This is a genomic window from Lactobacillus sp. S2-2 (assembly GCF_021698855.1).
In the GTDB taxonomy this organism is placed as follows: Bacteria; Bacillota; Bacilli; order Lactobacillales; family Lactobacillaceae; genus Fructilactobacillus.
Genome location: NZ_WWFA01000002.1, coordinates 232,846 through 258,086, shown reverse-complemented (window position 1 = coordinate 258,086; position 25,241 = coordinate 232,846). Strand labels below are relative to the sequence as shown.

Genomic DNA, 25,241 nt, shown 5'->3' with positions numbered 1-25,241 from the left:
ATTATGAATAGAGAAGTTATTTTTTTAGAAATAAAGAAAATAGTTTTAGAGAATTTTGATGTAGATCCAAATCTTATTAGTGAAAATATGAATATCACTAAAGATTTAGGAGCTGATTTTATTGATTTAGCAGAATTTATTGTTGAATTAGAAAATGAATTTGATGAACAAATATCAAATACTGAGGCTGAAGGTATTGATACACTTGGTCAATTAGTAGACTTAATTATTGATAGAACAAAAAAGACTAAAAAAAGTAAAAAGAAATAGGCTTCGTCTATCGACGAAGTCTATTTCTTTAGTACAAAAATGATATAATAATGTTAGAAAATTTTGGAGGTATTATTTTGGATAAGCAATTTAAAATATTGTTAAAAAATAGATTTGATATTGAATTTAATGATGAATCTTTATTGGATGAGGCATTTACACAAGGATCATATGTTAATGAACATCCTAATCAAAATCTTAAGTTTTATGAACGATTAGAATTTTTGGGCGATGCAGTTTATCAATTAGTTGTTTCTGATTATATATTCGAAAGATATCCTAATTTGCCACAAGGAAGATTAACTAGATTAAGAGCTGCCATGGTAAATGAACATAGTTTTAGCCAATTTGCTAGAGAATGCCAATTTGAAAATTATATTAGACTAGGTAAAGGTGAAGAAAAGGCTAATGCAAGACATCGTGATTCATTATTATGTGATATTTTTGAATCATTTATTGGTGCAGTTTATTTAGATCAAGGTATGGAAAAAGTAGTAAATTTTTGTAATATTGTTATTTTCCCAAAAATTGATGATGGCTGGTTTGATGAATTTTTTGATCATAAAACTGAATTACAAGAGCTAGTTCAAAAAGATGGGCCAGTCAAAATAGAATATTTATTAAATGAAGAAAAAGGTCCGGAAAATAATCGTGAATTTGAAGTATCTTTAATGGTTGATAATAAAGAACTTGGAGTTGGATTTGGCCATTCCAAAAAGGAAGCAGAACAAAAAGCTGCTCAAAAAGCTATTAAAGAAATCCAATAAAAAATGAGGTTTTTATTTGAAACTTAAATCAATTGAAATAAATGGATTCAAGTCTTTTATGAATAAAACTATAATTAATTATCATAATGGTATTACTGCGGTAGTTGGTCCAAATGGAAGCGGAAAAAGTAATGTAATTGAAGCCATTAGATGGGTATTAGGAGAAAAATCTTCTAAAAATTTAAGAAGTAACAAAATGCAAGATGTAATTTTTTCAGGTTCTAAAAATCATAGTGCATTAAATTTAGCAGAAGTTAGTATAAATTTTGATAATGAAGATTATTTTTTAAATACAGAATATTCAGAGGTTACAGTAAAGCGTAAGTTATATAGAAATGGTGACAGTTCTTATTATATAAATGAAAATATCTGTAGATTAAAAGATATTAAAAATTTATTTTTAGATACAGGGTTAGGTGAAGGTTCGTTTTCAATTATTTCTCAAGGAAACGTTAATGAAATCATTGACGGTAATTCTGAAAATAGAAGACAGGTAATTGAAACTGCGGCTGGAGTTTTTAAATATAAAAAGCAAAAGGAAACAACATTAAAAAAATTAGATGATATTAAACAGAATCTTTTAAGAATAACTGATCATACAAATGAATTAAAAACACAAATAAATAATCTTGAAAATCAAGCTATAAAAGCAAAAAAATATTTATATTTAAATAAATATAATAGATTTTTTTATAAAAATCGTCTTATTTTAGGTGTTAGTAATCAAGCTGATAATAAAATAGAATTAGAAAATAAACTTAAAACACTAAATGAAAATGAATTAAACAATAATAATAAATTACTCCAAGTTAAAAATAAAAGAACTAATTTACAAAATAAATTAAATGAATTAGATAAAAAGAGAGAAAAATTGCATAATTCATTATTAGAAAAAACTCAAATTTATCAAAATGAAAGTAATAATTCACAATTGGTGTTTCAAAAAGAGAATTTTAATCAGCAAAGAATTAATGAAATTGAAAATGATTTGATTTTAAATAAAAATAAGATTAAAAATTATAGTACAAATATTGATGATTTAAAAAAGTCAATTCAAGAAAACAAAAAAATAGAAAATCAGTTAAACATTAAGTTAAATGATATCAATGTGCAATTTTATAAAAATAAAAATGATCAAATCAAAAAATTAATTGAAAATAATCAAAATGAATATTTTCAATTAATGCAAAGTATTTCTAATTTAGAAAATAAAGTAAATTACGAAACAGAAATTAATAATCAAAAAAATAATTTTTCAGCTAAAGATAAAGAGAATTTAAAAAAACAATTAAGCGAAAATATAGATTTATATAATAGATTTGAAAAAGAAATTGAAGATTCAAAATTAAATATTGATAAATATACTGATAATTCCCTTGATTTAAAAAATAAAATAAATAAATTAAATGATGAATTAGAACAATTAAAATCAAAATGGTATGAAGAAGTTAGTACAATTCATAAATTAAAGGCTGAATATAATAGTATTAAAAATTCATTTCAAAATTATAATAATTTTTATAATGGATCAAAAAATATTTTAAAAAATAAAGATAAACTTCAAGGAATCTACGGTGCTGTATCTGAATTTATTGATACAGATGATCAGTACGCTCTAGCAATTGATACAGCTTTAGGAAATCGTACACAGCAAATTATTGTTAAAAATCAAAGTGCAGCTGAAAATGCAATTCAATATTTATCCCAAAATAAATTAGGAAGAACTACATTTTTACCTAATGGCGATTTAACTAAAAAAGTAATTAATTCAAATATTTTATTATCAATTAGAAATGTTAAAGGTTTTATAGATATTGCTTCTAATTTAATTAAGATAGATAAAAAATTTGATAGCATTAAACAATATTTATTAGGAAATATAATCATTTCTGATAATTTAAGGAATGCTAGAAAAATAAGTAGCTTAGTTAATAAAAGATTTCAAGTAGTTACTTTAGCTGGTGAAGTTATTAATGCTGGCGGGTCTATTACTGGTGGTAAAATATTAAAAAATAATAATGGAAATATAAGTCAAAAAAATAAACTAATTAATTTAAAAAACGAAATAAACGATAAAGATATAATTATTGAAAATACTAAAAATAAAATATCTGAAAACAGTAATAAAATTGATGAATTATCTCAACAATTAGATAATATTTCTAATATACTTGAAGAAAAAAGAATTGATTTACAAGTAAAGAAAAAAGAATTTGATGATTTAAATGGCTTAATCAAAAATCAAAAACAAAATTTAAATAAATTTGATGGTTCACAATCTAGTAATTATTTAATATATATTAATAAGATTAAAGATGAAATTAATTCAAAAAAATCTTTATCAAATAATTTAAAAAAAGAAATTGATAATTTGAAAATAGATTTAGATAATAATAATAATAAAATTATTGATCTTGATAGGAATAAATTTAAACTAAGTGAGAAACTCAAATCAGTTAAAAATAATATTGAAAATACAAAAACTCAATTAGATAATTTTTATAGTCAAAAAGAAAATGAAAATAACTTTATAAATGAAAAGAAAAATAAAATTATTGAGTTAAAAAAACTTAATAGTGAAAATCATAAATTAGATCAAAGTCAATTAGATAATTTAAAAAAAGAAATTGATAATATGCAAATTGAAATTGATAAAATTAATCAAGAAAGTAATTTTGAAAGATCTAAAATGTTTAATTTAGATAAAAATATTGAAACCTATCAAAGTATTTCTTTGAAAAATGTAAAATTAACTGAAAAACTAAATAGTAAATTAACAATTAATAATGAAAATATAGCAACACAATTAAAAGAATTGAAAGATAATTTTGATATTAATTTAAATCAAGCAATCTCAGATTTCGATGAAGAAAAAAATATTCTTGATAGTGATTTAATTTATAATTTAGAAAAAATAACAAGAAAAGAATTAAATATACTTGGTCCTGTAGATACAAGTACAATTGATATTTTTAATGAAATTAATGAAAGATATGAATTTATGAACCATCAAAAACAGGATTTAGAAAATTCAAAGTCTAATCTTAATAAAATAATGAAAAATATAGACAATGAAGTTAAAAATAGATTTAAAAAGACTTTTAATGAAGTAAACGATAAATTTTCTCAAACATTTAAAAGTATATTTGAAGGTGGAACCGCTCATTTGAAAATGTCCGATTCAAATGATGTTTTGAGTACTGGAATTGAAATAATTGTTCAACCACCAGGTAAAAAGCAAAGAGATATATCTTTACTTTCTGGTGGAGAGAAATCATTAACTGCATTAGCTTTGTTATTTGGAATTTTACAAGTTAAAACAGTTCCTTTTATTATTTTAGATGAAGCAGAGTCAGCACTTGATTCTGCTAATGTAGATAGGTTTGCACGTTATATGTCTCGTTTAAAAGAAGATACACAATTTATTGTAATTACTCATAGAAAAGAAACGATGGTTTATGCTGATAATTTATATGGTATTACTATGCAAAATTCTGGAATATCAAATGTTTTATCAGTTAATTTAGAAACAGCTAAAAATAATATTGGAGGAATTGATTAATGGGACTTTTTGATATTTTTAAGAAAAGGAAAGAGAAAGAAAAAAATAAAGTAACAAATGTTGAAGAAAAATCAAATAAAGATGAACAAAATGAGGTTACGAATAATTCTGATGATATACAACAAAAAAACGCAGTGAATTCAGAAGAAAATGAACCTGATAATAATGTTGAAGAAAAATTAGATACAGACGAACAAAATGATGACACAAATGATTCTGATGATACACAACAGGAAGTATCAGTGAATTCAGAAGAAAATGAATCTGATAATAACGTTGAAGAAAAAGTAAATACAGATGAAGAACCTGATGATGGCAATGATTCCGTTAATACACAACAAGAAATATCATTGAATTCGGAAGAAAATGAATCTGATAATAACGTTAAAGAAAAAGTAAATACAGATGAACAAAATGATTCTGAAGATTCAAAAGAGAAATCTTATGAAAAAGGATTAGCTAAATCAAGTTCTTCTTTTGGTCAAAAACTTAATAAGATTTTTTCTAAATTCAGAACAATTAATGAAGATTTTTTTGAAGAATTAGAAGATACTTTAATTGAATCAGATGTTGGTTTTGAAACATCAATGCAAATCGTTGATTCTTTAAAAGAAGAAGTTAAATTAAAAAATGTAAAGAAAACAAATGATGTGCAAAATGTAATTGTTCAAAAAATGATTGAAATTTATGAAGAAAATAATTCTGATGATAATATATCAATTAGTGAGTCTAAAAATGGTCCTACTGTAATTTTATTTACTGGTGTAAATGGAGTAGGAAAAACAACTACAATTGGGAAGATGGCTAATCAATATCATAAAAATGGGAAAAAAGTTCTTTTAGCAGCAGCTGATACTTTTCGTGCAGGAGCAATTGAACAATTAAATGAATGGGCAATTAGAGATAATGTTGGTATAGTCAAAAAAGAAGAAAAAAGTGATCCTGCGTCAGTAGTGTACGAAGCAATTAATAAGGCAAAAAAAGAAAATTATGATACTTTGTTTATTGATACTGCTGGAAGACTTCAAAATAAAGTTAATCTAATGAATGAATTATCTAAAATAAATAAAATTATTAAAAGGGAAATTCCAGATGCACCACATGAAACCTTATTAGTTCTTGATGCAACAACTGGTCAGAATGCAATTAGTCAAGTAAAATTATTTAATGAAGTAACTAATATTTCTGGAATTGTACTAACTAAACTAGATGGAACAGCTAAAGGTGGAATCATTTTTGCTATTAGAAATGAAATGAAAATACCAGTAAAATTAGTTGGATTAGGTGAAAAGGTTGATGATTTAAAAGAATTTGATGCTAATGACTTTATTTATGGACTATTTAAAGATTTATTTATCGTTGAGTAATCAATAAGGAGAAATTATGGAATTAGAAAAAAATTATCATATCAATTCATTATTTGATTTTTATGGATCCTTATTAACAGACAAACAACACAAATATATTAAGCTCTATTATGTAGATGATTATTCATTAGGAGAAATTTCTGAAAACTTTAATGTAAGTCGACAAGCTGTTTATGATAATATTAAAAGAACTGAAAAAACTTTAGAAAATTATGAAGATAAAATGGGTTTATATAAAAATTTTTTAATTAGAAATCAACAAACGGATAAAATAATTAAATATATTAAATCAAATTATCAAAACGATAAGTTTCTTTTAGAAATGATAAATAAATTAGAACAAACTGAAGAGAATTAGGAGATTTATTTTATGGCTTTTGAAGGGTTAACTGAACGATTACAAAAAGCGTTTAAAAATTTACGTGGTAAAGGTAAAATAACTGAAGCAGATTTAAGAGAAACGATGCGAGAAATTAGATTAGCATTATTAGAAGCTGATGTTAATTTTAGTGTTGTTAGAAAATTTGTTAAAACAGTTCAAGAAAGATCAAAAGGTAGTGATGTATTAGAAGGTTTAAATCCATCACAACAAATCATTAAAATTGTTAATGAGGAATTAACAAAAATGATGGGTGACGATTCTACTGATCTTATTCAATCAGAAAAAATACCAACAATTATTATGATGTCAGGACTTCAAGGTGCTGGTAAAACAACAACTGCTGGTAAATTAGCAAAAAAATTAAAAGATGAAAATAATGCTAGACCTCTTTTAATTGCTGCTGATATTTACCGTCCAGCAGCAATTGATCAATTACAACAAGTAGGAAGCCAAATTGATGTACCAGTTTTTCAAGAAGGCACAGATGTAGATCCAGTTAAAATAGTTGAAGATGGATTAAAACAAGCAAAAGAAGATAAAAATGATTATGTTTTAATTGATACAGCTGGTAGGCTCCAAATTGATGAAGCATTAATGCAAGAATTAAAAGATGTAAAAGAAGTTGCTAAACCAGATAATATTCTTTTAGTTGTTGATGCAATGACTGGACAAAATGCTGTTAAAACTGCAGAAGGATTTAATGATGCATTAGATATAACTGGAGTTGTTTTAACAAAATTAGATGGTGATACACGTGGTGGAGCTGCTTTATCAATTAGATCAGTAACTGAAAAACCTATTTTATTTGTTGGACAAGGTGAGAAACTATCTGATTTAGATAAATTTCATCCAGATAGAATGGCTTCAAGAATTTTGGGAATGGGAGATATGCTATCTCTTATTGAAAAAACTCAAAAAGAATATGATGAAGATCAAGCACAAAAGTTAACTGAAAAAATGAGAGAAAATACTTTTGATTTTGAGGATTTTCTTGATCAAATGCAACAAATTCAAAATATGGGTCCAATGGAAGATTTAATTAAAATGATTCCTGGAATGGCAAATAATCCTACTTTACAAAATGTACAAATGGATCCAAAAGATATGGATCATATTAAAGCAATAATTTATTCAATGACTAAAGAAGAACGATTAAATCCAGATATTTTAAATCCTTCCAGAAGAAGAAGAATAGCGGCAGGTTCAGCAAGATCAATTCAAGAAGTTAATCGTTTAATAAAACAATTTAATAGTATGAAAGAAATGATGTCAAAAGTATCAAATGGTAATTTTTCTGAAATGGAAGGTATGATGAATAGCTCAGGTATGGGTAGTGGAATGGGTGGAAAGTTATCCAATATAGCTATGAAACGTATGTCTAGAAAAATACAAAAAAATAAAAAGAAAAGAAATAAAAAAAGAAAATAATTAATTTTAACTTGTAAAGGAAAACCCCTTTACAAGTTATTGATTAATTGTTAAGATTATTATCGTTAAAGAAATAATAGGAGGTGTATTTATGTCTGTTAAAATTCGTTTAAAACGTATGGGTTCAAAGAAACGTCCATTTTATCGTATAGTTGTTGCTGATTCACGTAGTCCTCGTGATGGTCGCTTTATCGAAAATGTTGGTACTTATAACCCATTATTAGAATCTGATAAAGTAACTTTAGAAGAAGAATCAATTATGAACTGGTTACAAAACGGTGCACAACCTTCTGATACTGTTCGTAACATTCTTTCTGATGCTGGTATCATGAAAAAATTACATGAAGCTAAATTAGCAAGTAAAAAATAAGTGATTGATTATGAATAATTTTGAAAAACTTATTAAAACAATTGTTAATCCATTAGTTAAGTATCCCAATGATATTAAGATTAATTTGCGTGAAACAGATATGTTTCATGAATATATTTTATCAACTAATCCTAAAGATTTAGGAAGAATTATAGGAAAAAAAGGACATATCATTCAAACAGTTAGAACTATTGTTTATAGTGTCCATGTCAATGATGATAAAAGAGTCAAATTAGTTGTTAACGATGGAAAAAATTAAAGCTCTTAAATAAAACTTTTGTTTTATTTAAGAGCTTTTTCTTTAATTTGAGGTGCTAAATGGGATATTTAAATATTGGTAAACTAGTTAATACACAAGGTATTAAAGGCGAGGTAAGAGTTCAAGTAATAACTGATTTTCCAGAAAAAAGATTTAAAAAACATAATAAAATTTATGCTTTTAAAAATGATAATTCTGAACCAATTGAGCTAGAAATAGATGGAGTTAGAAAACATAAAAATTTTTTATTACTTCATTTTGTTGACAAAGATTCAATTAATGATGTTGAATTTTTGAAACCATCAATGCTTAAAATAAACGATGAACAACAAAGTAATGACGATTTAAAGCCAGGTGAATATTATTATTCTCAAATATTAGGACTAAAAGTATTTGATATAGATGATAATTATTTGGGTGAAATAAAAGATATTATGGATTTAGGACCAAATGATGTTTGGGTAGTTAAAAGAGATTCAGGTAAAGATTTATTTTTACCTAAAATTGATGATGTTATTAAAAATGTTGATTTAAATAATAAAAAAGTAACTGTCAATTTAATGGAAGGATTGGAATAAATAATGGAAATTGATATTTTAAGTATTTTTCCTAAAATGTTTGAAGGTCCTCTGCATGAATCTATTTTAGATAAGGCAATTAATAAAGGATTAATTAATGTTAAAGTTACTGATTTTAGAGATTTTTCTTTAAATAAACATAATAATGTTGATGATTATCCATTTGGTGGAGGGGCTGGAATGTTATTAACTCCACAACCAGTTTTAGATGCATTTGAACATACGAAACAAAAAGCTAAAAATAATGGTGTTCCAAGTGGAAAAGTTATTCTTTTAGATCCGGCAGGAAAGAAGTTTGATCAAAAAGAAGCTGAAAAATTATCTAAAGAAGAACATCTTACTTTTATTTGTGGCCATTATGAAGGCTATGATGAAAGAATAAAAAGTGTTGTTACTGATGAGTATTCAATTGGTGATTTTATTGTAACTGGTGGAGAATTGCCAACAATGATGATGATTGATGCAACTGCTAGATTAATTCCTGGTGTTTTAGGTAATAACGATTCAGCAAGTGGAGATTCATTTTCAAATGGATTATTAGAATATCCTCAATATACAAGACCAGCTAATTATAATGGAATGGAAGTTCCATCGGTTTTAACTAGTGGTAATCATCAAAAAATTGATGAATGGCGTCAAAAAGAATCATTAAGAAAAACATATACTTTAAGACCTGAATTAATTGATCATGATAATTTAACTGATTTACAAAAGAAATTATTAGCGGAAATCAAAAGTGAAAAATAATTTACTATTTACTTTAATAAAATAAAAATGTTATAATAAATGCTGGCTTAGCCAAATAAAACGGTATTCCGCTGTCTAAATTAAGTTATGAATGCTAGTTAAAGGAGTTTATATATTATGCGTCAAAATAATTTGATTAGTAAAATCAATAATGAACAATTACGTTCAGATATTCCTGAATTCCGTGCTGGTGACTCTGTAAGAGTATCAGTTAAGGTTGTTGAAGGTAGTCGTGAACGTATTCAAAATTTCGAAGGTGTCGTAATTAAACGTCATGGTGCTGGAATTCAAGCAACTTACACAGTTAGAAAAATCAGTTCTGGTGTGGGTGTTGAACGTATCTTCCCAGTACATTCACCAAGAGTCGCTAAAGTTGAAGTAATTAGACGTGGTCAAGTACGTCGTGCTAAACTTTACTACTTACGTGAATTACATGGTAAAGCTGCTCGTATTAAAGAATCATTACGTAGACGTTAAAAAAAAGCAATCCAAATGGATTGCTTTTTTTATAGATTTTCATCAGTTTTAAAATTTAAAGGAGAAAAATCAGTTGATTGAGTAATTAAATTGGAATTTATTTTTTTAAATACATTAATTGCATGATTACTAATTTCAAATGATTTTTTTGTTGCTAATTTATTTAAATCTTTTTCTGAATTTGATTCTTTAATGGTTTCATTAATTTTTTGTAAATAAAATTGTCTAAGTTCAGATTTATTATCATTAATGATATTTTCAAAAGTCTTATAATGAGGATCCATTAAAACACCGGTTAATTTAAAAATCCAATATGCAGATTTATTATTATAATTTAATCCAGTTTCATATTTATATTCTGATGGAGTATCAGTAATTCCACCAAAAAAAGGAACAAAAGTACTTTGCGCTGAAACACCCATTGAGAGCCAATGGATTGAACCAATTTCAGGCGGATATTTTTCATTTATTTGTAGTAAATGAGATTCTTGCGTCTTTGCTAAACTAATAGGACGATAAACATTCTTATTTTTACTAATTGTAGGATCAAATTCAGTACCTTCATAGTGAGACGATAAATATTTTTCTGCATCGAATATATCAATTAATTCCTCAGGTTTACGAATAAATTTAAAGTTTTGTGATTTAGGATTGTCTAATGTATCTGAAGGATTGAACATTTTTTGACCATACCATACTCTAGGTGTGTTATAGATTGTGTCCATGAGGTCTTTTGTTCCAAATATGTTTCTAAAATTAAATGTATTTTTATTTTTATTTAGATTATTTTCAAGAACAAAAGTTTTAATATTTTTTGAATATAAAAAATTATCGTTGTTAAAATTAATCTCCTGAATTGCCATTTGATTAGCAACAACAGCATATGAATCATCTGGAATTCTTTGAGCTACCCAATGATGTCCAGATCCAATTTCAAAATACCAAACACTTTCTTTATCTGAAAATAAAATTCCATTAGTTTCAGCTGCACCAAATTTTTCAATTAGTTCACCTAAACGAATAACTCCTTCTTTAGCACTTTTAATATAAGGTAAGACAATTGTAATAATTGCCTCTTCAGAAATTCCATTTTTTAGAAGTGGATCAAATCCTAGAACCATGTCATTTGCGTAAGTACTTTCAGTTGCACTCATAGCAACACCATACTCATTAATTCCATCTTCTTCAAAAAGTCCTTCATTATCAGTCCATTCTGGAGTGCATGTATATTTATACCTTAATGATGGTAATTCGATTGTTAACTCATTATATTTTGATTTAAATATATTTTTTTCATCAAATTGTTCTCTTTTTTTTACGATAAATCTTTTTGGCCAAGAAGATTTTGCATCTTCATTTCTGCCAATAATTGTTGAACCATCAATTGTTGCATTTTTACCAATTAAAATACTAGTACAAGCTGATAATTTATTAATATTCATTTTTTAATACTCCTTTTTTAACATGCTTAAATCTTAACATATTTAATTTATTATTTATGATTTTAAAGAGATTTAAAATTAATGTATAATTAACCTAAATATTAAAAGTTCGGAGAAAAAATTATGAATAATAAGCAATACATTATTTCTATTGATGAAGGAACTACTAGTAGTAGGGCAGTAATTATTGATCATGAAGGTAAAGTGGTCGGAAAATCACAAAAAGAATTTGATCAAATTTTTCCAAAACCTGGTTGGGTAGAACATGATGCAAACGAAATTTGGAATACAGTTCAATCAGTAATTTCTGATGTATTAATAAAAACTAAAATACTTCCGTATAAATTACGTGGCATTGGAATAACTAATCAAAGAGAAACAACTGTTTTATGGAATAAAAAAACGGGAGAACCGGTTTATAATGCAATAGTTTGGCAATCTAAACAAACAAGTGAAATTGCAGATAAGCTAAAAGAAGATGGATATTTAAACAAAATTCATCAAAAAACAGGTTTGATTATTGATTCTTATTTTTCTGCAACTAAAATTAAATGGATTTTAGATAATGTTTCAGGAGTTCGTGAATTAGCAGATGAAGGTAATTTATTATTTGGAACTATTGATACTTGGATTTTATGGAAATTAACCAAAGGCAAAGTCCATGCAACCGATTATACAAACGCAAGTCGAACAATGCTATTTAATATTAATAATTTAGATTGGGACAATGAAATATTAGAAATATTAAATATTCCCAAAAATATTTTACCTAAAGTACATCCTTCATCATATAATTATGGTTATACAGAAGGTTATACATTTCAAGGAGTTCAAATTCCAATCGCCGGGATCGCTGGAGATCAACAAGCAGCATTATTTGGACAGCATGCATTTGAACCAGGTATGACAAAAAATACATATGGAACTGGTGCTTTTATCGTTATGAATATTGGTGAACAACCTAAATTATCCGAAAAAGGATTATTAACAACAATTGCCTATGGAATTGATAATAAAGTCTATTACGCACTTGAAGGAAGCATATTTGCAGCAGGATCTGCAATTCAATGGTTAAGAGATGGAATGAAATTGGTAGCGGATGCCTCTGAATCTGAAGAAATGGCATTTGATGTGCAAGAAGAAAATAATTTATATGTAGTTCCAGCTTTTACAGGACTGGGTGCACCATATTGGAATCAAGAAATAAGAGGTTCAATTTTTGGATTAAATTCTAAAACAGATAATAAACAATTTGTAAAAGCTACTTTAGAATCATTAGCATATCAAACAAAAGATGTAATTAACACGATGAAAAATGATACTAATATGAACTTAAAATCATTATCTGTTGATGGTGGAGCAGCTAGAAATAATTATTTGATGCAATTTCAAGCTGATATTTTAGGTAATTCAATTAGTCGATTTGAAGAGTCAGAGATTACCGCCCTTGGTGTTTCATATTTAGCAGGTTTATCAGTAGGATTTTGGAATGATTTAGAAGAAATAAAAAATTTAACTACAAAAAAAGAATTATTTGAAAATAAAATGACTGAAACAAAAATAAATAAATTATATAATGGTTGGAAATTAGCAGTAGAGTCTACAGAAATGTTCAAATAAAAAAACTCTAAAAATGTNNACATTTTTAGAGTTTTTTTATGATTAATTGCAGTTAAATTATTTAATGTTTCTTTGTTTTTTAAAATTTATTATTTTTTCAGAATAAATAACATCAGCATTTCTAAGTTCAGTAATGTTTTTCACACCAAGAATTGTAAAAATAGATTTTAATTGATTTTGCCATTCTTTAATTACTTCAACTAAGTAATCTTCATCTTCTTTAATTAAAATGTTTAAAAAGTATCCAGCAATACCAACTAAATCTGCACCTAAATAAAGAGATTTAATAACATCTAAAGGTGATTTTATTCCACCAGCAGCAACAAATTGCATACTGGAATCATTTATTTTTTTAGTTTCTAGAAGAGATTCTACTGTAGAAAAACCCCAATCAAATAATTCCTCAAATCCAGTCGATTTATCTTTAGTTCTTCTTTCATTTTCAATTTTTGCAAAATTTGTTCCACCATTACCACCAATATTAATATATTTAACTCCAATATCTTTTAATTTACAAATGGATTTATAATCCATTCCAAACCCAACTTCTTTTACAATGATTGGAATATTAATTTCTTTAATAATTTTTTTTAAATTATCAATCCAATGAAAATCGCGATCACCTTCAGGCATTATTATTTCTTGGACAGAGTTAACGTGAATTTCAATTAAATTTGCATTTAAAAGAGTAATTGCTTTTTTTATATTATCAATATTATGATGTGCACCAAGGTTAGAAAAAATAATTCCATTAGGATTATTTTTTCTAATTATTGAAAAAGAATCAGCTAGAGACGAATCTTTAATAGCAACACTTTCACTACCAGATGCCATTGCAATATTAGTTCTTTTTGCTACTCTACTAAGTTTATCATTTAATTTTTTTGTGTATTCACTTCCACCAGTCATCGCTTCTATATAAAATGGCCATTCAAAATCAATATTTGCAAAATTAGTATTTAAATTTACTTCATTAAAGTCAACTTCTGGAAGGGTATTTGGAACAAATCTAATTTCATTAAAATCATTTTTTTTATTATTTTGTGTATGAATTGCAAGCGATACATGTTCATCTTTTCTGTGAGAGTGTTTATTAATCATTTATTGACCTCATTTTTTTGCTTTAAATTATGAATTTTTAAATTTAAAAGTTCAATATCATTATCTTGCCATTCATTAATTAAATCACTAATTAATGAATTTTTATCAATAATTACGATTCCACAATCACCACCACCAGCACCTGATGTTTTTGCAGCTCCATTATATTTATTTGCGATTTCAATCATTTTTTTTAATTTAGGGGTTTCTATTTCAATTCCACTAAATTTACTCAAAGAAGTTAATAATTGTCTATTTTTACTAATGTTTTTCATAATAAGATCAAAATCATTAAGTTCAAATCCCTTTTGGATTTGATTAACACAATTAAAACTTTCTTTTAGAAATTTCTGATAATCGTCACTTTTTTTTGATTTACTTAATTCTACTTTATCAACTAGTTTAGAAGTTGATGAGGGAGATTGTGTCCATCCAATCAATAATTTTAAATTAGTAGGGGCTTTTAATTTTGAAATATTTAAATTTGGCCAATTTTGATTTAAAAGTTCATTAATCGTCATGTTTCTTCTAGCCGCATTTACCCATTCTTTATCGAAACTTTTATAGGAAATCCATCCTCCATAAACACTTGCTGCAATATCTCCAAGTGATCCATTTCTTTGGACGTCTAAATGTGCCAGAGCAGCTAATTTAAAAAGTTGTTCTTTAGTCAAATTAGTTTGATAAAAACTATTGAGAGCTTTTATAGTTGCAACTGTCACAGCAGCTGAAGATCCAAGTCCATATTTTTTTCCACTTGGGCTATCTAATTCACTATTGACGTGTACATGATAGTTTTTAAGTTTAATTTGATTTTCTTGGATAAAAGTTTCAAAAATTTTAATTGCTGAAATAATATAATGAAAGGGGTTATCGCGATTATTAAAAATAATTTCACCATTATTTCTAGTCCAAGAAGTATAATTTTCTTGATACTGTTTAGAAAAAATGCTTCCATAATTTTCACTTTCTGAAATTGATACATATGCAAATCTATCCAGAGCAACAATAATTGAAGGATATCCTTTTTCAACGACGGCATATTCACCAGCAATATATAGTTTCCCAGGAGCTTTTTCAGTAACCAATATTTTAATTCCTCCTTTATTAATAAATAAATTGAATACCAGGTCCAGGATGATTAATGACTAAATCACTATGTTTAAAATGTAATAATAATTTTTTCATAATTTTATTGGTGTTTTTATCTTGACAGAGTATTTTTACGTTTGGTCCAGCATCAATTGTAAAATAGCATTCTAATCCTTGTTCTCTCAAGTCCTTAACTAAGTTTATAGTTTTTAATGTGTCTTCATTAAAGTAGGTAAATGATGGATCTGCACTGAGGGTTAAAGAATGCATTCTCATAGCATTAGTTTCAGTAATTCTTCCTAAACTTGTAAAATCATTTTTTTTAATTGCCATTTTCATATTTTTTAAATCTTCATTGGCTTGTTTTATCCATACATCATAATAAGGAGAAGTTTCAACTGAAGATTTCATACCATATCTACTTGAAATCTTTTTTTCGTTACGGTTTAAAATAACAGTGATTAAATTTAAATCTAATTTTTTATCATAAGATAAAGGTTGTGCATATGAATTTTTATCATTAGTGCCAGGAATCCATTCAACTAGTCCACCGTAAATAGATCTTGTTGCTGATCCAGAACCTCTTCTAGCTAATTTAGATATTTCCATATTTGATAAATTCATTCCAATTGCTTTACTACTTGCAGCAGCTAGTGCAGCAAAACCAGATGATGATGAGGCTAATCCAGCAGATGTAGGTACAGTGTTTACAGTTTTTACTATACAAAAATTATCATTATCTGCTTTATTTCTTAAAATATTTAAAAAATTAACTATTTTATTATCTTCAACTCTTTCATTATTAAAATAAATCTCATCTTTTTTAAGTGATGAATCAAAGATTACTTCTGTTTCAGAATAAAAATGATCTAAGGTTAAAGAAATACTACCATTTTGAGGTAAAATAAGTCCTTCGTTTTTCTTACCCCAATATTTAACTAAAGCAATATTTGTAAATGCTCTAACTTTTGATTTTCCTATAATATTATTATCCATTATTTACTCCATTTCGAAATCTTTTAATGGTTGAATCCAGTTCTTTTTATATCCATTATTTTGTAGTGATTTAATAATTTTTTTTGTTGTGAATGAATCTTTGCTTAAAGAGATAACACAGCCGCCAAGACCACTTCCTGTTATTTTAGAACCCAAAGCACCATTGTAGTTTGATATTTTAATTATGTCATTAATTTCATTCGTGGAAATACCAAAATAACTTAAAATATTTTGTGACTTGTTCATTAAATTTCCAATATTTTCAATATTTTTATTATCAATTGATTTTTTTGCATTTTTGACAATATTACCAAGTTGATTAATTAATTCGTATTCTTCGGGATTTTTATCAATTAATTTTCTAACTATTGAAACAGCTTCTTTAGTACTGCCAACTTTTTCAGTATCAGTAATGATAATATCTCCATCAAAATTAAAGGGAACTTTTTTAATTTCATTATTTTCAAAAAAGATAGGGGATTCAGAAGTAACAGTTTGAGCATCAATACCACTTGGGTTTCCATGAATTATTTGTTCTGAAATATTAATTAATGAAATTAATTTAGAATGTGTTAAGTCAAGATTAAAGAATTTATAAAAAGCTTTAATTATTGCACAAGATACTGCTGCTGAAGATCCTAATCCTCTTCCAATTGGAATATTATTTTCAAATTTTATATTAATAAAATAGTTTTCTAGATTATTTATTTTAAACATGTGAAAAATAAGTGATTTGATTCCATTAAATTCTAATGGGGCATTGATTAAAGATCCGTTATAAATATCACTTTCAATTTCATTATTTTTCAAATTAGTAGTTAATTTAACGCTAACTTTAAGTTTAAATATTGGTAATGTAATTGCACCTTTTCCATACACTGCACTATGTTCACCAAATAAAATAATTTTTGCATGACTTTCACCAATTGCAAAATTTGTCATCATAAATCGCTCACTTTCTAAAACTTAATTTTATCATATTAAGTGACTAATTTTTTAATTTTTCATTTTAATTAAAAAAATTATTAAAATCATTCATTTTGTAGTATCATTATGTTTAGAAAATGAACGAATTAATGAAGATTGGTGAAAAATGTATGAATAAGCAATCCAAATTTGCAGTTGTAGACATGGAAACAACCGGAACTGATGTAAACAATGGTGATTCAATTATTCAATTTAGTTGTACTTTTATTCAAAACAAACAAATAATTGATAATTACTCTACTTTTGTTTATTGTGATCAAAATATTTCTGATGATATTACAAAATTAACAGGGATAACTAATGAAAAAATTCAAAATGCACCATCTTTTGATTCATTAGCAGCTGAAATATATAAATTACTTAAGAATTGCATTTTTGTTGCTCATAATGTTAATTTTGATTTTCCTTTTTTAAATGCAGAGTTAGAAAGGTTTGGATATCCTAAATTAGAAAATGAAGCAATTGATACAGTTAGCTTATCACAAATCTTTTTCCCAACTTTTGAAAGTTATCAATTAAAAAAATTGAGCGAAAATTTTGGAATTAATCATTTTCATCCTCATTCTTCTGAAAGTGATGCTAAGGCTACAGCAAGTATTTTCATTGAAATTATTAATAAAATTGAAGAAGTACCTTTAATAACATTAGAACAATTATTAAAATTAGACCTTCATTTACCGATGGAAACAGAACGATTCATTAAAATGATTTTTAAAGATCAAAAAAATAATCCTGGAAACTTAAAAAATGACTTAATTATTAAAAATAATTTAGCTCTCAAAAAATTAAATGATAATAAAAAGATTTATATAGAAAATAAAAATTTTAAATTTCCAAAAACTAAAAAACAAAAAGAAAAGTTTTTTGATGATTCATTTAGTTGGAGAGAATCACAAATAAAAATGATGAATTCTATTGATCGTAATTTAAATTCTGATAATCCAAAAAATTTAATTATTGAGGCTCCAACTGGAATTGGTAAAACATTAGGGTACTTATTACCATTAACAACTGCATTAAATACAAACCGTAAAGTTATAATTAGCACTTCAAATATAACTTTACAGAGTCAAATTAGTGATTATATTAGGAATTATTATCAGAAATTATTACCATTTGATATAAATGTTAGTATCCAAAAAGGAATAAATCATTATTTAGATTTAAATAGGTTTCAAGAAAGCTTAAAAATAATTGAAAAATCTCAACAAAAACAATTTTTAAAAGCTCAAATTTTAATATGGATTTTATCAACAGAAACAGGTGATTTTTCTGAATTAAAATTACCTAAAAATGTTCCTTTTTTGGATGAAATTAAAAGTTTTAATGTAAAAAATAAAAAAATAAGTAATTACTTTGATGAATATGATTATAATTTTAGAAAAAGACAAGAATTAAAATATGCTGATTTTGTTATTTTAAATCATAGTTATTTATATTCAAATTCAAAAAAATTAAGCGAATATTTTGATAAAAAACCTTATTTGATAATTGATGAAGCTCATCAATTAAATAATGTTATTTTAGAACAAGGAAGAAAAGCTAAAAATTTAAATAATTTGAAATCAATTAATGGTCGAATGAATAATGATATTTTTCAACATCATGAACATCATCTTAAAAATGTTATATTAGATGATGATGATTTAAATCTGGTTAATAAAATAATTTATAATGCTAATAATATTAGAAAAACTTATGAAGACATGATTAATAGTATTTTAAATACGATTAATATTAGAAAAAATTCTTCTGATAAAATCATTCTTGATACAAATGAAACAAAAAATCAATTATCTAATAATACTTCTAATTTTAATAAAATTGATTTATCTTTCAAAAAAATATTTGTTGATTTTTTAAAACTGAATAATAAAATAAAACATGAACAAAATAAATGGAGTAAAAAAGAAATATTTATAATTAAACAATTTATCGAACATACAAAAGATTTTATGAATGAATTACAATCTTTAGATAAAATAAAGTTTTCAATTATTAATAATCCAGAAAATAATATATTTTGGCTACAATCTAAATCAGAAAAATTTGATTTATCACATTTAGATTTAGTTGGAGGAAGTATTAGTTTAAAAGACATAATTCAAAATAATATTTATAAATATTATGAAAATATTACTTTTACAAGTGCTACAATGTTTACATCAAAAAAATCTCAATTTATATTTGATCAATTAGATTTAAATCGTGATACTTCTAGAATGCTTAAATTAAATGATGGATACGACTATTCTGACAAAATGAAATTATTTGTTGCTAATGATTCTCCTGAAAATAAATTAGAATCTAATGAGAAGTATATTGAATATTTAGCAACTAATATTGCAAATATTCATAATAAAAATCAATATCCTACAATTGTTCTATTTAATTCTTTAAAGTTAATTGAGAAAGTCACAAATTATATTTTTGAAAATCAATTATTAAAGTCTGAAAATTTAATAACTCCAAGTTCAAATGGAAGTAATTATAAATTATTGAATCGTTTTTTAGAAAATAAGGATGCAATTTTATTTGGATCAAATAGGTTCTGGGAGGGATTTAATATTCCTAAGGGCACATTAAAAAATATTATAATTCCTCGATTACCTTTTGATTCTCCTAATAATCCATTTATTTCTGCTCAATTTAATTTAATTAAAAAAAATAAAAAAAATCCTTTTTATAATCTTTCACTACCTAAAGCAATCATTAGATTAAAGCAGGGAATTGGAAGATTAATTAGAGATGATTCTGATTTTGGAACAGTCATTTTATTAGATAATCGAGTAATTACAAAAAAATATGGGAAAATGATTTTAAATTCATTGCCCAAAACAATGTTTGTTAAAGATATTAATACAAAAGATATTGAGAATGAAGTAGAGTGCTTTTTTAATAAAAAAAATAAGGAGAATTCAAAAAATGTATAGATCTTATCGTCCAAAGAAAAATAAAACAAAAAGGTATACATATATACTAGTTACATTGTTTATATTTTTAATATTAATTTTGGGCTTTTATTTGCATAAAGCAAAAGCTCCTCAAAACAATGCTAAAAATGAAGCAATTTCAATTGCTAAAAGTAAAGCAGGTTTAAAAGATTATCAAAGTTTCTATTCTTCTAATTTATATCACACCTACTATTCAGTAGAAGGAATTAATAATAAAGATAAACAAATTTTTGTAATTATTGATAAAGATAATGGAAATACAAGAGTTGAAGAAACTAAAAATGGAATTAATAATAAACAAATAAAACAAGTATTAGCTTCTAAGTATAAAGTTAAAAAAATATTAAAAAATGAAATTTCAATTTTTAATAATAAAACTGTTTGGATAAGTACTTTTATAAATAGTAACGATAAATTAAATTATGTGGTTATTGATTTTCATAATGGATCAATTTTAAACTCCATCAATAATCTTTAGAAAAGAGGTATTATTATTGGAAGAAAGCGAAATTATTAGATTACAAAATCAATATGGAAATACAGTTATTTCTAATATACTTCTAACTAATTATCATAAAATAGGAATGACAAATAATGAATTGGTAGTATTTTTAGAAATTATTTATTTAAAGAATAAAGGTATATCAATGCCACTTCCTAAGGATATATCTACCTTGACTGGCATGAAGGAAGATCAAATATCTAATATTTTGCATGATTTAATTGAAAAAAAATTAATTAAAATAGAAACAGAAAATTATAATGATTCTTTCAATCTTGACTTAACTTTTATAAAATTACTAAAAAAAATTAATTCTAAAAGCCAACAGGAAGTAAATACTACAGATGATCAATATAGTGATAATTTAAATGATAGAAAATCAGTATTTAAATCTATTGAAAGTGAATTTGGACGTAACTTATCACAAATTGAAATAGAAACAATTAATCAATGGATTGATATTGACCAATATAACTACGATTTAATTCAACTTGCATTGAGAGAGTCTGTATTAAATCAAGTATATAATTTAAAGTATATGGATCGTATTTTATTGAATTGGAGTAAAAGAAACATTACATCTCCTCAACAAGTTGATGAGATGAAAAGAAAAAATAACATTAGTCAACAAAAAGAAAATGAAATTATTGATATACCAATTACAAGGTTAGATGAATAAAAAAGGAAATTCAAAATTTTGAATTTCCTTTTTTTATTCATTACTACTTGATTGATCTACATTACTACTTGTTGACTGTTGTGTATCATTTTTAGAATCATTATCATCTTCATTAATTAAACTACTTGATTCACTTGATGAATTATCACTAGATTGTGAAGATGATGAGCTAGATTCTTTTGGATAATTATTTGTTGAAGATTGTGTTGTATTTCTTGAACTATTATTTTGTGTTGATGAATTGGAATAACTATCAGATCTAAAGTATTCTCCAGCATATCCAGGAATAAAGTATTCTTTAGTTCCATTAATAGTTGTACTTGATACTCCTGAAGGAATTTGCCAGTCGGAATTTACTTTATTAATTGAAGCATATTGCATCATATATTTATAATATTCTTGAGCAATCGCTGTTTGAGATGAACTAATATAATTTCCAGATTTAAAAGGTTGATCATAACCAGTCCAAACAGATAATGAATAATTTTTTGTATATCCAGAGAACCAAGAATCCATTGAAGATCCATTTGGAACCTTGCTTAAATAACTATTTGGATATTGTGTTGTACCCGTTTTTCCTGCTTCATGTAATCCATTAATCTTTGCACTAGTTCCAGATCCTTTTGGATTAGTCATTACACCTTTTAGCATATCGGTAATCATAAAAGCTGTGGATTCAGACATTGCACGATGACCATTTGGACTATAAGTTTTTACACTACCATTTGCAGATTCAACTTTATTAATCATGTAAGGTTTATAATAAGTACCACCGTTTGCAAATGCAGCATATGCTGCCGCTTGTTGTTCTGATGAAACATAACCACCAATTCCATTTTGTAATGATAATGTATTGTCGAAATTCATTCCTAAACCACTTAGGAAGTTCGTCGCTTTTCCAATTCCAACATTTTGTAAAGTTCTAATTGCTGGTATATTTCTAGATTGGATTAAAGCTGAACGCATTGTAATATCACCTTGATATGAATTATCAAAATCCATTAATTTTTTATTAGTACCTGGATAAGTGAAAGGGGTATCTTTCATCATTTGATATGTCGGATATTTTAAATATTCAATTGCTGGTGCATAGTCCATTAATGGTTTCATTGTTGATCCATTTGATCTGTCTTTTTGTACTGCTCGATTTAATCCAAATGAAATCTTTGTTTTACGATTTCCAAGCATTGAAACAATTTTTCCATTATTAGAATTTACCATAGTAGCACCAATTTGGAAGGTATTACTTGGAAAGGTAATTCCACTATTAGAATTATTAGCTAGTTTATACATCTGTTTTTGTAAATTCAAATTTAAATTAGTTTTAACTTTTAAACCACTATTTAATTTGTATCCTTTACTTTTAAGCTCTTGAACAACTTCTTTAAGATACGAATCTACATATTTTTCATTTTTTGCTGATGTTAATGTTTTACTATGATTTTTAATTAAACCTGATTTTATATTAAAGGATTTATATTTATCAGCAGTTTCTTGAGAAATAGATTTAGTTTTTACCATAGAATCCAATACTTGATCTCTACGTGCTTTTGCATATTTTGGATATTCGTATGGATTGTATCTCGTAGGTGATTGTGGCATTCCAGCAAGTAGTGCTAATTCATTTAAACTTAATTTTTTTAATGTTTTTCCATAATAATATTGAGAAGCAGTTTCCATACCATAAATATTATTTCCCATATAAACCTTATTTATATAGAATTCTAAAATTTGATCCTTGCTGTATTTATTATCAACTTTTAGTGCTAACCAAGCTTCTTGTGCTTTACGTTTTAATGTTTGATCTGATGAAGAAGTAGAGAAAACAGATAATTTAACTAACTGTTGAGTCAATGTACTACCACCTTGTAACCCAAGAGATGATCCAGTTAAATTAGAAAATGCTGCACCTATAATTCTTTTAGGTGATATTCCATGGTTTTTATAAAAAGTACGATCCTCAGTAGAAACAATAGCTTGTTTTAATCCATCCGGAATATCTTCTGAAGATATATAATCTCTGTTTTGTGCTCCTAATCTAGAAATTAATCTTCCCTTTGAATCATATATTTTTGTAGAATTATCACTCGATAGGACAGATTGTGAAATTGATGGGGCTGATGATGCATAATAAGTAAATAGTCCTGCTCCAAAAATTATTAGAATTGCAATTAACGAAAAAATTACTTTAAAAAACTTTTTAATTTTACTATCCTTTTTTTTACTTCTATTATTTCTTTGCATTCTAGTTTTATTATTTTTACTCATTTAATTTCTCCTTTTGAATAATTTCTTTAATTATTTCTAAATAGGGTATTAGTGGATTTAATTTATAATCTATTTGAAATCCATATTTTTGAAGTTCAGATTTGGAGATAGACTTCTTCCCATTATTATTCATTCTATCCCAAAATTGCTTTAAATATTTGAATTCTAAAAGAAATAATTCATTACTTTTTACAAACTTAATAATTGTAAAAACAATTCCACCCTGATTATCACACATTCTCATATGATTAATTTGATGTTCATGGAAATTTTTTAAAGGAAATGATTTTATATTATTTGTTTCTTTAGCATCAAAATCCAAATAAAATCCTTTATAAATACCATTATAATCAGTAGTTGAAGACTTTTGGAAATAGGCTTCCTTTATAACTGCAGCACTTCTTTTAGGATAATCTACTTTAACAATTTGAATTGGTGTAGGTTTTTTATGTATTACTGCTTCTTCTTTAATTAAATAAAATTCATTGCTTTGATTAATTTCATTCTCTAATTTCATTCCTCGATCGCCATAGGAAATTTTGTTTTTTTTCAATGAAATCATGCTTTCATTATTTTTAATGTTGGGTGATCCATTTGGATAGTTCACCATTGTAGTACCTCTTTTATTTTTTATAAAATATATTGTAACAATTAGATACATATTATAACATCAAAGTAATTTAAATTTTAACTGGAGATGAAATTGTTTGAGTAAATTATGGGTGACTGGATATAGATCTTATGAGTTAGGAATTTTTAAAGAAGATGATGAAAAAGTCGAAGTTATTAAGTCAGTTTTAAAAGAATCATTAATTCAAAAAATTGAAACAGGGGTTGATTGGATAATAACAGGAATTCAATTTGGAGTTGAACAGTGGACTATAGAAATAGCTAATGATTTGAAAAAAAAATATCCTAATGATTTCAAAATAGCTGTTTTCATTCCTTTTTTAGAATTTAATAAGAACTGGAATGAAGAAAATAGAACAAAAGTCAAAAAAATAATTTCTTATGCAGATTTTTCAACAGAAGTATCTAAAAAAATATATAATTCACCAGTTCAGTTAAAAAATTATCAAAAATTTATGATTGAACACTCAGATGAAGCATTATTGTTATATGATCCTGAATTTGAGGGGAAAACTAATTATGATCTTAAAAAAATAAAAAAATACGAAGAAACAAATGTCTATTCTTATGAATTAATTGATATGGATATATTGCAAGAAGCTGCAAATCAAATTCAAGAACAAAAAAGAATAAACAAAGAAGATGAATAATTAATGATTTATTTAAAATAATCTAACTAAATAAATTAACTTTACAATATTTTTACTATTCTGGTATAATAAGGTTATATTGTTAGCTAATAACTAATTTAAAAGAGGTGTAA

General features: G+C 25.5%; 23 protein-coding genes. 16 read left to right on the top strand and 7 right to left on the bottom strand.

What is annotated here, in order from left to right; translation table 11 throughout:
• The first annotated feature begins 3 nt into the window (after window positions 1-3).
• From GSH19_RS02770 to rplS, 11 genes are all read left to right on the top strand, one after another.
• Window positions 4-270, top strand: coding sequence for an acyl carrier protein (locus tag GSH19_RS02770; protein ID WP_237026392.1), 267 nt, complete (start codon window positions 4-6; stop codon window positions 268-270).
• Window positions 271-347: 77 nt separating this feature from the next.
• Window positions 348-1,037, top strand: a complete 690-nt coding sequence (rnc, locus tag GSH19_RS02765) for a ribonuclease III (RefSeq protein WP_237026391.1) — start codon at window positions 348-350, stop codon at window positions 1,035-1,037.
• A gap of 16 nt (window positions 1,038-1,053) precedes the next feature.
• Window positions 1,054-4,599 carry a chromosome segregation protein SMC gene (smc, locus tag GSH19_RS02760; RefSeq protein ID WP_237026390.1) on the top strand — a complete coding sequence of 1,182 codons (3,546 nt, stop codon included), beginning with the start codon at window positions 1,054-1,056 and terminating at the stop codon, window positions 4,597-4,599.
• Window positions 4,599-5,966 (top strand): signal recognition particle-docking protein FtsY, encoded by a 1,368-nt coding sequence (gene ftsY, locus GSH19_RS02755; protein WP_237026389.1) that lies wholly within the window; start codon window positions 4,599-4,601, stop codon window positions 5,964-5,966. Before smc ends, ftsY begins: the two co-directional genes overlap by 1 nt.
• 16 nt (window positions 5,967-5,982) lie before the next feature.
• On the top strand, window positions 5,983-6,324 hold the full coding sequence (locus GSH19_RS02750; protein ID WP_237026388.1) for a putative DNA-binding protein: 342 nt from the start codon (window positions 5,983-5,985) through the stop codon (window positions 6,322-6,324).
• A 12-nt stretch (window positions 6,325-6,336) separates the two neighbouring features.
• Complete coding sequence (gene ffh / locus GSH19_RS02745; protein ID WP_237026387.1) at window positions 6,337-7,776, top strand: signal recognition particle protein; 1,440 nt, start codon at window positions 6,337-6,339, stop codon at window positions 7,774-7,776.
• 91 nt (window positions 7,777-7,867) lie between these two features.
• Entirely contained in the window at window positions 7,868-8,146 is a 279-nt protein-coding gene (gene rpsP / locus GSH19_RS02740; RefSeq protein ID WP_237026386.1) for a 30S ribosomal protein S16, read from the top strand.
• Between the two features lie 10 nt (window positions 8,147-8,156).
• Window positions 8,157-8,405, top strand: coding sequence for a KH domain-containing protein (locus GSH19_RS02735; protein ID WP_237026385.1), 249 nt, complete (start codon window positions 8,157-8,159; stop codon window positions 8,403-8,405).
• A gap of 59 nt (window positions 8,406-8,464) precedes the next feature.
• Window positions 8,465-8,983, top strand: a complete 519-nt coding sequence (rimM, locus tag GSH19_RS02730) for a ribosome maturation factor RimM (RefSeq protein WP_237026384.1) — start codon at window positions 8,465-8,467, stop codon at window positions 8,981-8,983.
• Between the two features lie 3 nt (window positions 8,984-8,986).
• On the top strand, window positions 8,987-9,730 hold the full coding sequence (trmD, locus tag GSH19_RS02725) for a tRNA (guanosine(37)-N1)-methyltransferase TrmD (RefSeq protein ID WP_237026380.1): 744 nt from the start codon (window positions 8,987-8,989) through the stop codon (window positions 9,728-9,730).
• A 117-nt stretch (window positions 9,731-9,847) separates the two neighbouring features.
• Window positions 9,848-10,207: a 50S ribosomal protein L19 gene (gene rplS / locus GSH19_RS02720; protein ID WP_237026379.1), complete on the top strand. Its 360-nt coding sequence runs from the start codon at window positions 9,848-9,850 to the stop codon at window positions 10,205-10,207.
• 29 nt (window positions 10,208-10,236) lie between these two features.
• Here the strand turns inward: rplS and GSH19_RS02715 are convergent, their stop codons facing one another.
• Window positions 10,237-11,649: a C69 family dipeptidase gene (locus tag GSH19_RS02715; RefSeq protein ID WP_237026378.1), complete on the bottom strand. Its 1,413-nt coding sequence runs from the start codon at window positions 11,647-11,649 to the stop codon at window positions 10,237-10,239.
• Between the two features lie 123 nt (window positions 11,650-11,772).
• Between GSH19_RS02715 and glpK the strand changes: the two genes are divergently transcribed.
• A complete protein-coding gene (gene glpK, locus GSH19_RS02710) occupies window positions 11,773-13,269 on the top strand; it encodes a glycerol kinase GlpK (RefSeq protein ID WP_237026377.1) in 1,497 nt (498 codons plus the stop codon).
• 57 nt (window positions 13,270-13,326) lie between these two features.
• On the opposite strand, the gene fni is transcribed toward glpK, so the two are convergent.
• The 4 genes from fni to mvk are packed head-to-tail and all read right to left on the bottom strand — an operon-like array spanning window position 13,327 to window position 17,403.
• Window positions 13,327-14,370: a type 2 isopentenyl-diphosphate Delta-isomerase gene (fni, locus tag GSH19_RS02705; RefSeq protein ID WP_237026376.1), complete on the bottom strand. Its 1,044-nt coding sequence runs from the start codon at window positions 14,368-14,370 to the stop codon at window positions 13,327-13,329.
• Entirely contained in the window at window positions 14,367-15,458 is a 1,092-nt protein-coding gene (locus tag GSH19_RS02700) for a phosphomevalonate kinase (protein WP_237026375.1), read from the bottom strand. The genes fni and GSH19_RS02700 overlap by 4 nt, the downstream gene beginning before the upstream one ends.
• Window positions 15,459-15,477: 19 nt before the next feature.
• On the bottom strand, window positions 15,478-16,458 hold the full coding sequence (gene mvaD, locus GSH19_RS02695; protein ID WP_237026374.1) for a diphosphomevalonate decarboxylase: 981 nt from the start codon (window positions 16,456-16,458) through the stop codon (window positions 15,478-15,480).
• Between the two features lie 3 nt (window positions 16,459-16,461).
• Window positions 16,462-17,403: a mevalonate kinase gene (gene mvk / locus GSH19_RS02690; RefSeq protein ID WP_237026373.1), complete on the bottom strand. Its 942-nt coding sequence runs from the start codon at window positions 17,401-17,403 to the stop codon at window positions 16,462-16,464.
• A 119-nt stretch (window positions 17,404-17,522) separates the two neighbouring features.
• Between mvk and GSH19_RS02685 the strand changes: the two genes are divergently transcribed.
• The 3 genes from GSH19_RS02685 to GSH19_RS02675 are packed head-to-tail and all read left to right on the top strand — an operon-like array spanning window position 17,523 to window position 21,580.
• Window positions 17,523-20,378 carry a helicase C-terminal domain-containing protein gene (locus tag GSH19_RS02685; protein ID WP_237026372.1) on the top strand — a complete coding sequence of 952 codons (2,856 nt, stop codon included), beginning with the start codon at window positions 17,523-17,525 and terminating at the stop codon, window positions 20,376-20,378.
• Entirely contained in the window at window positions 20,371-20,877 is a 507-nt protein-coding gene (locus GSH19_RS02680; protein WP_237026371.1) for a DUF5590 domain-containing protein, read from the top strand. Before GSH19_RS02685 ends, GSH19_RS02680 begins: the two co-directional genes overlap by 8 nt.
• A gap of 16 nt (window positions 20,878-20,893) precedes the next feature.
• Entirely contained in the window at window positions 20,894-21,580 is a 687-nt protein-coding gene (locus GSH19_RS02675; RefSeq protein WP_237026370.1) for a DnaD domain protein, read from the top strand.
• Window positions 21,581-21,613: 33 nt separating this feature from the next.
• On the opposite strand, the gene GSH19_RS02670 is transcribed toward GSH19_RS02675, so the two are convergent.
• Entirely contained in the window at window positions 21,614-23,848 is a 2,235-nt protein-coding gene (locus GSH19_RS02670) for a transglycosylase domain-containing protein (protein WP_237026369.1), read from the bottom strand.
• Window positions 23,841-24,458 carry a Holliday junction resolvase RecU gene (gene recU, locus GSH19_RS02665; RefSeq protein WP_255700237.1) on the bottom strand — a complete coding sequence of 206 codons (618 nt, stop codon included), beginning with the start codon at window positions 24,456-24,458 and terminating at the stop codon, window positions 23,841-23,843. Before recU ends, GSH19_RS02670 begins: the two co-directional genes overlap by 8 nt.
• 97 nt (window positions 24,459-24,555) lie before the next feature.
• Here recU and GSH19_RS02660 point away from each other — a divergent pair, with 97 nt between their 5' ends.
• Window positions 24,556-25,128, top strand: coding sequence for a DUF1273 domain-containing protein (locus tag GSH19_RS02660; RefSeq protein WP_237026368.1), 573 nt, complete (start codon window positions 24,556-24,558; stop codon window positions 25,126-25,128).
• The last annotated feature ends 113 nt before the right edge of the window (window positions 25,129-25,241 follow it).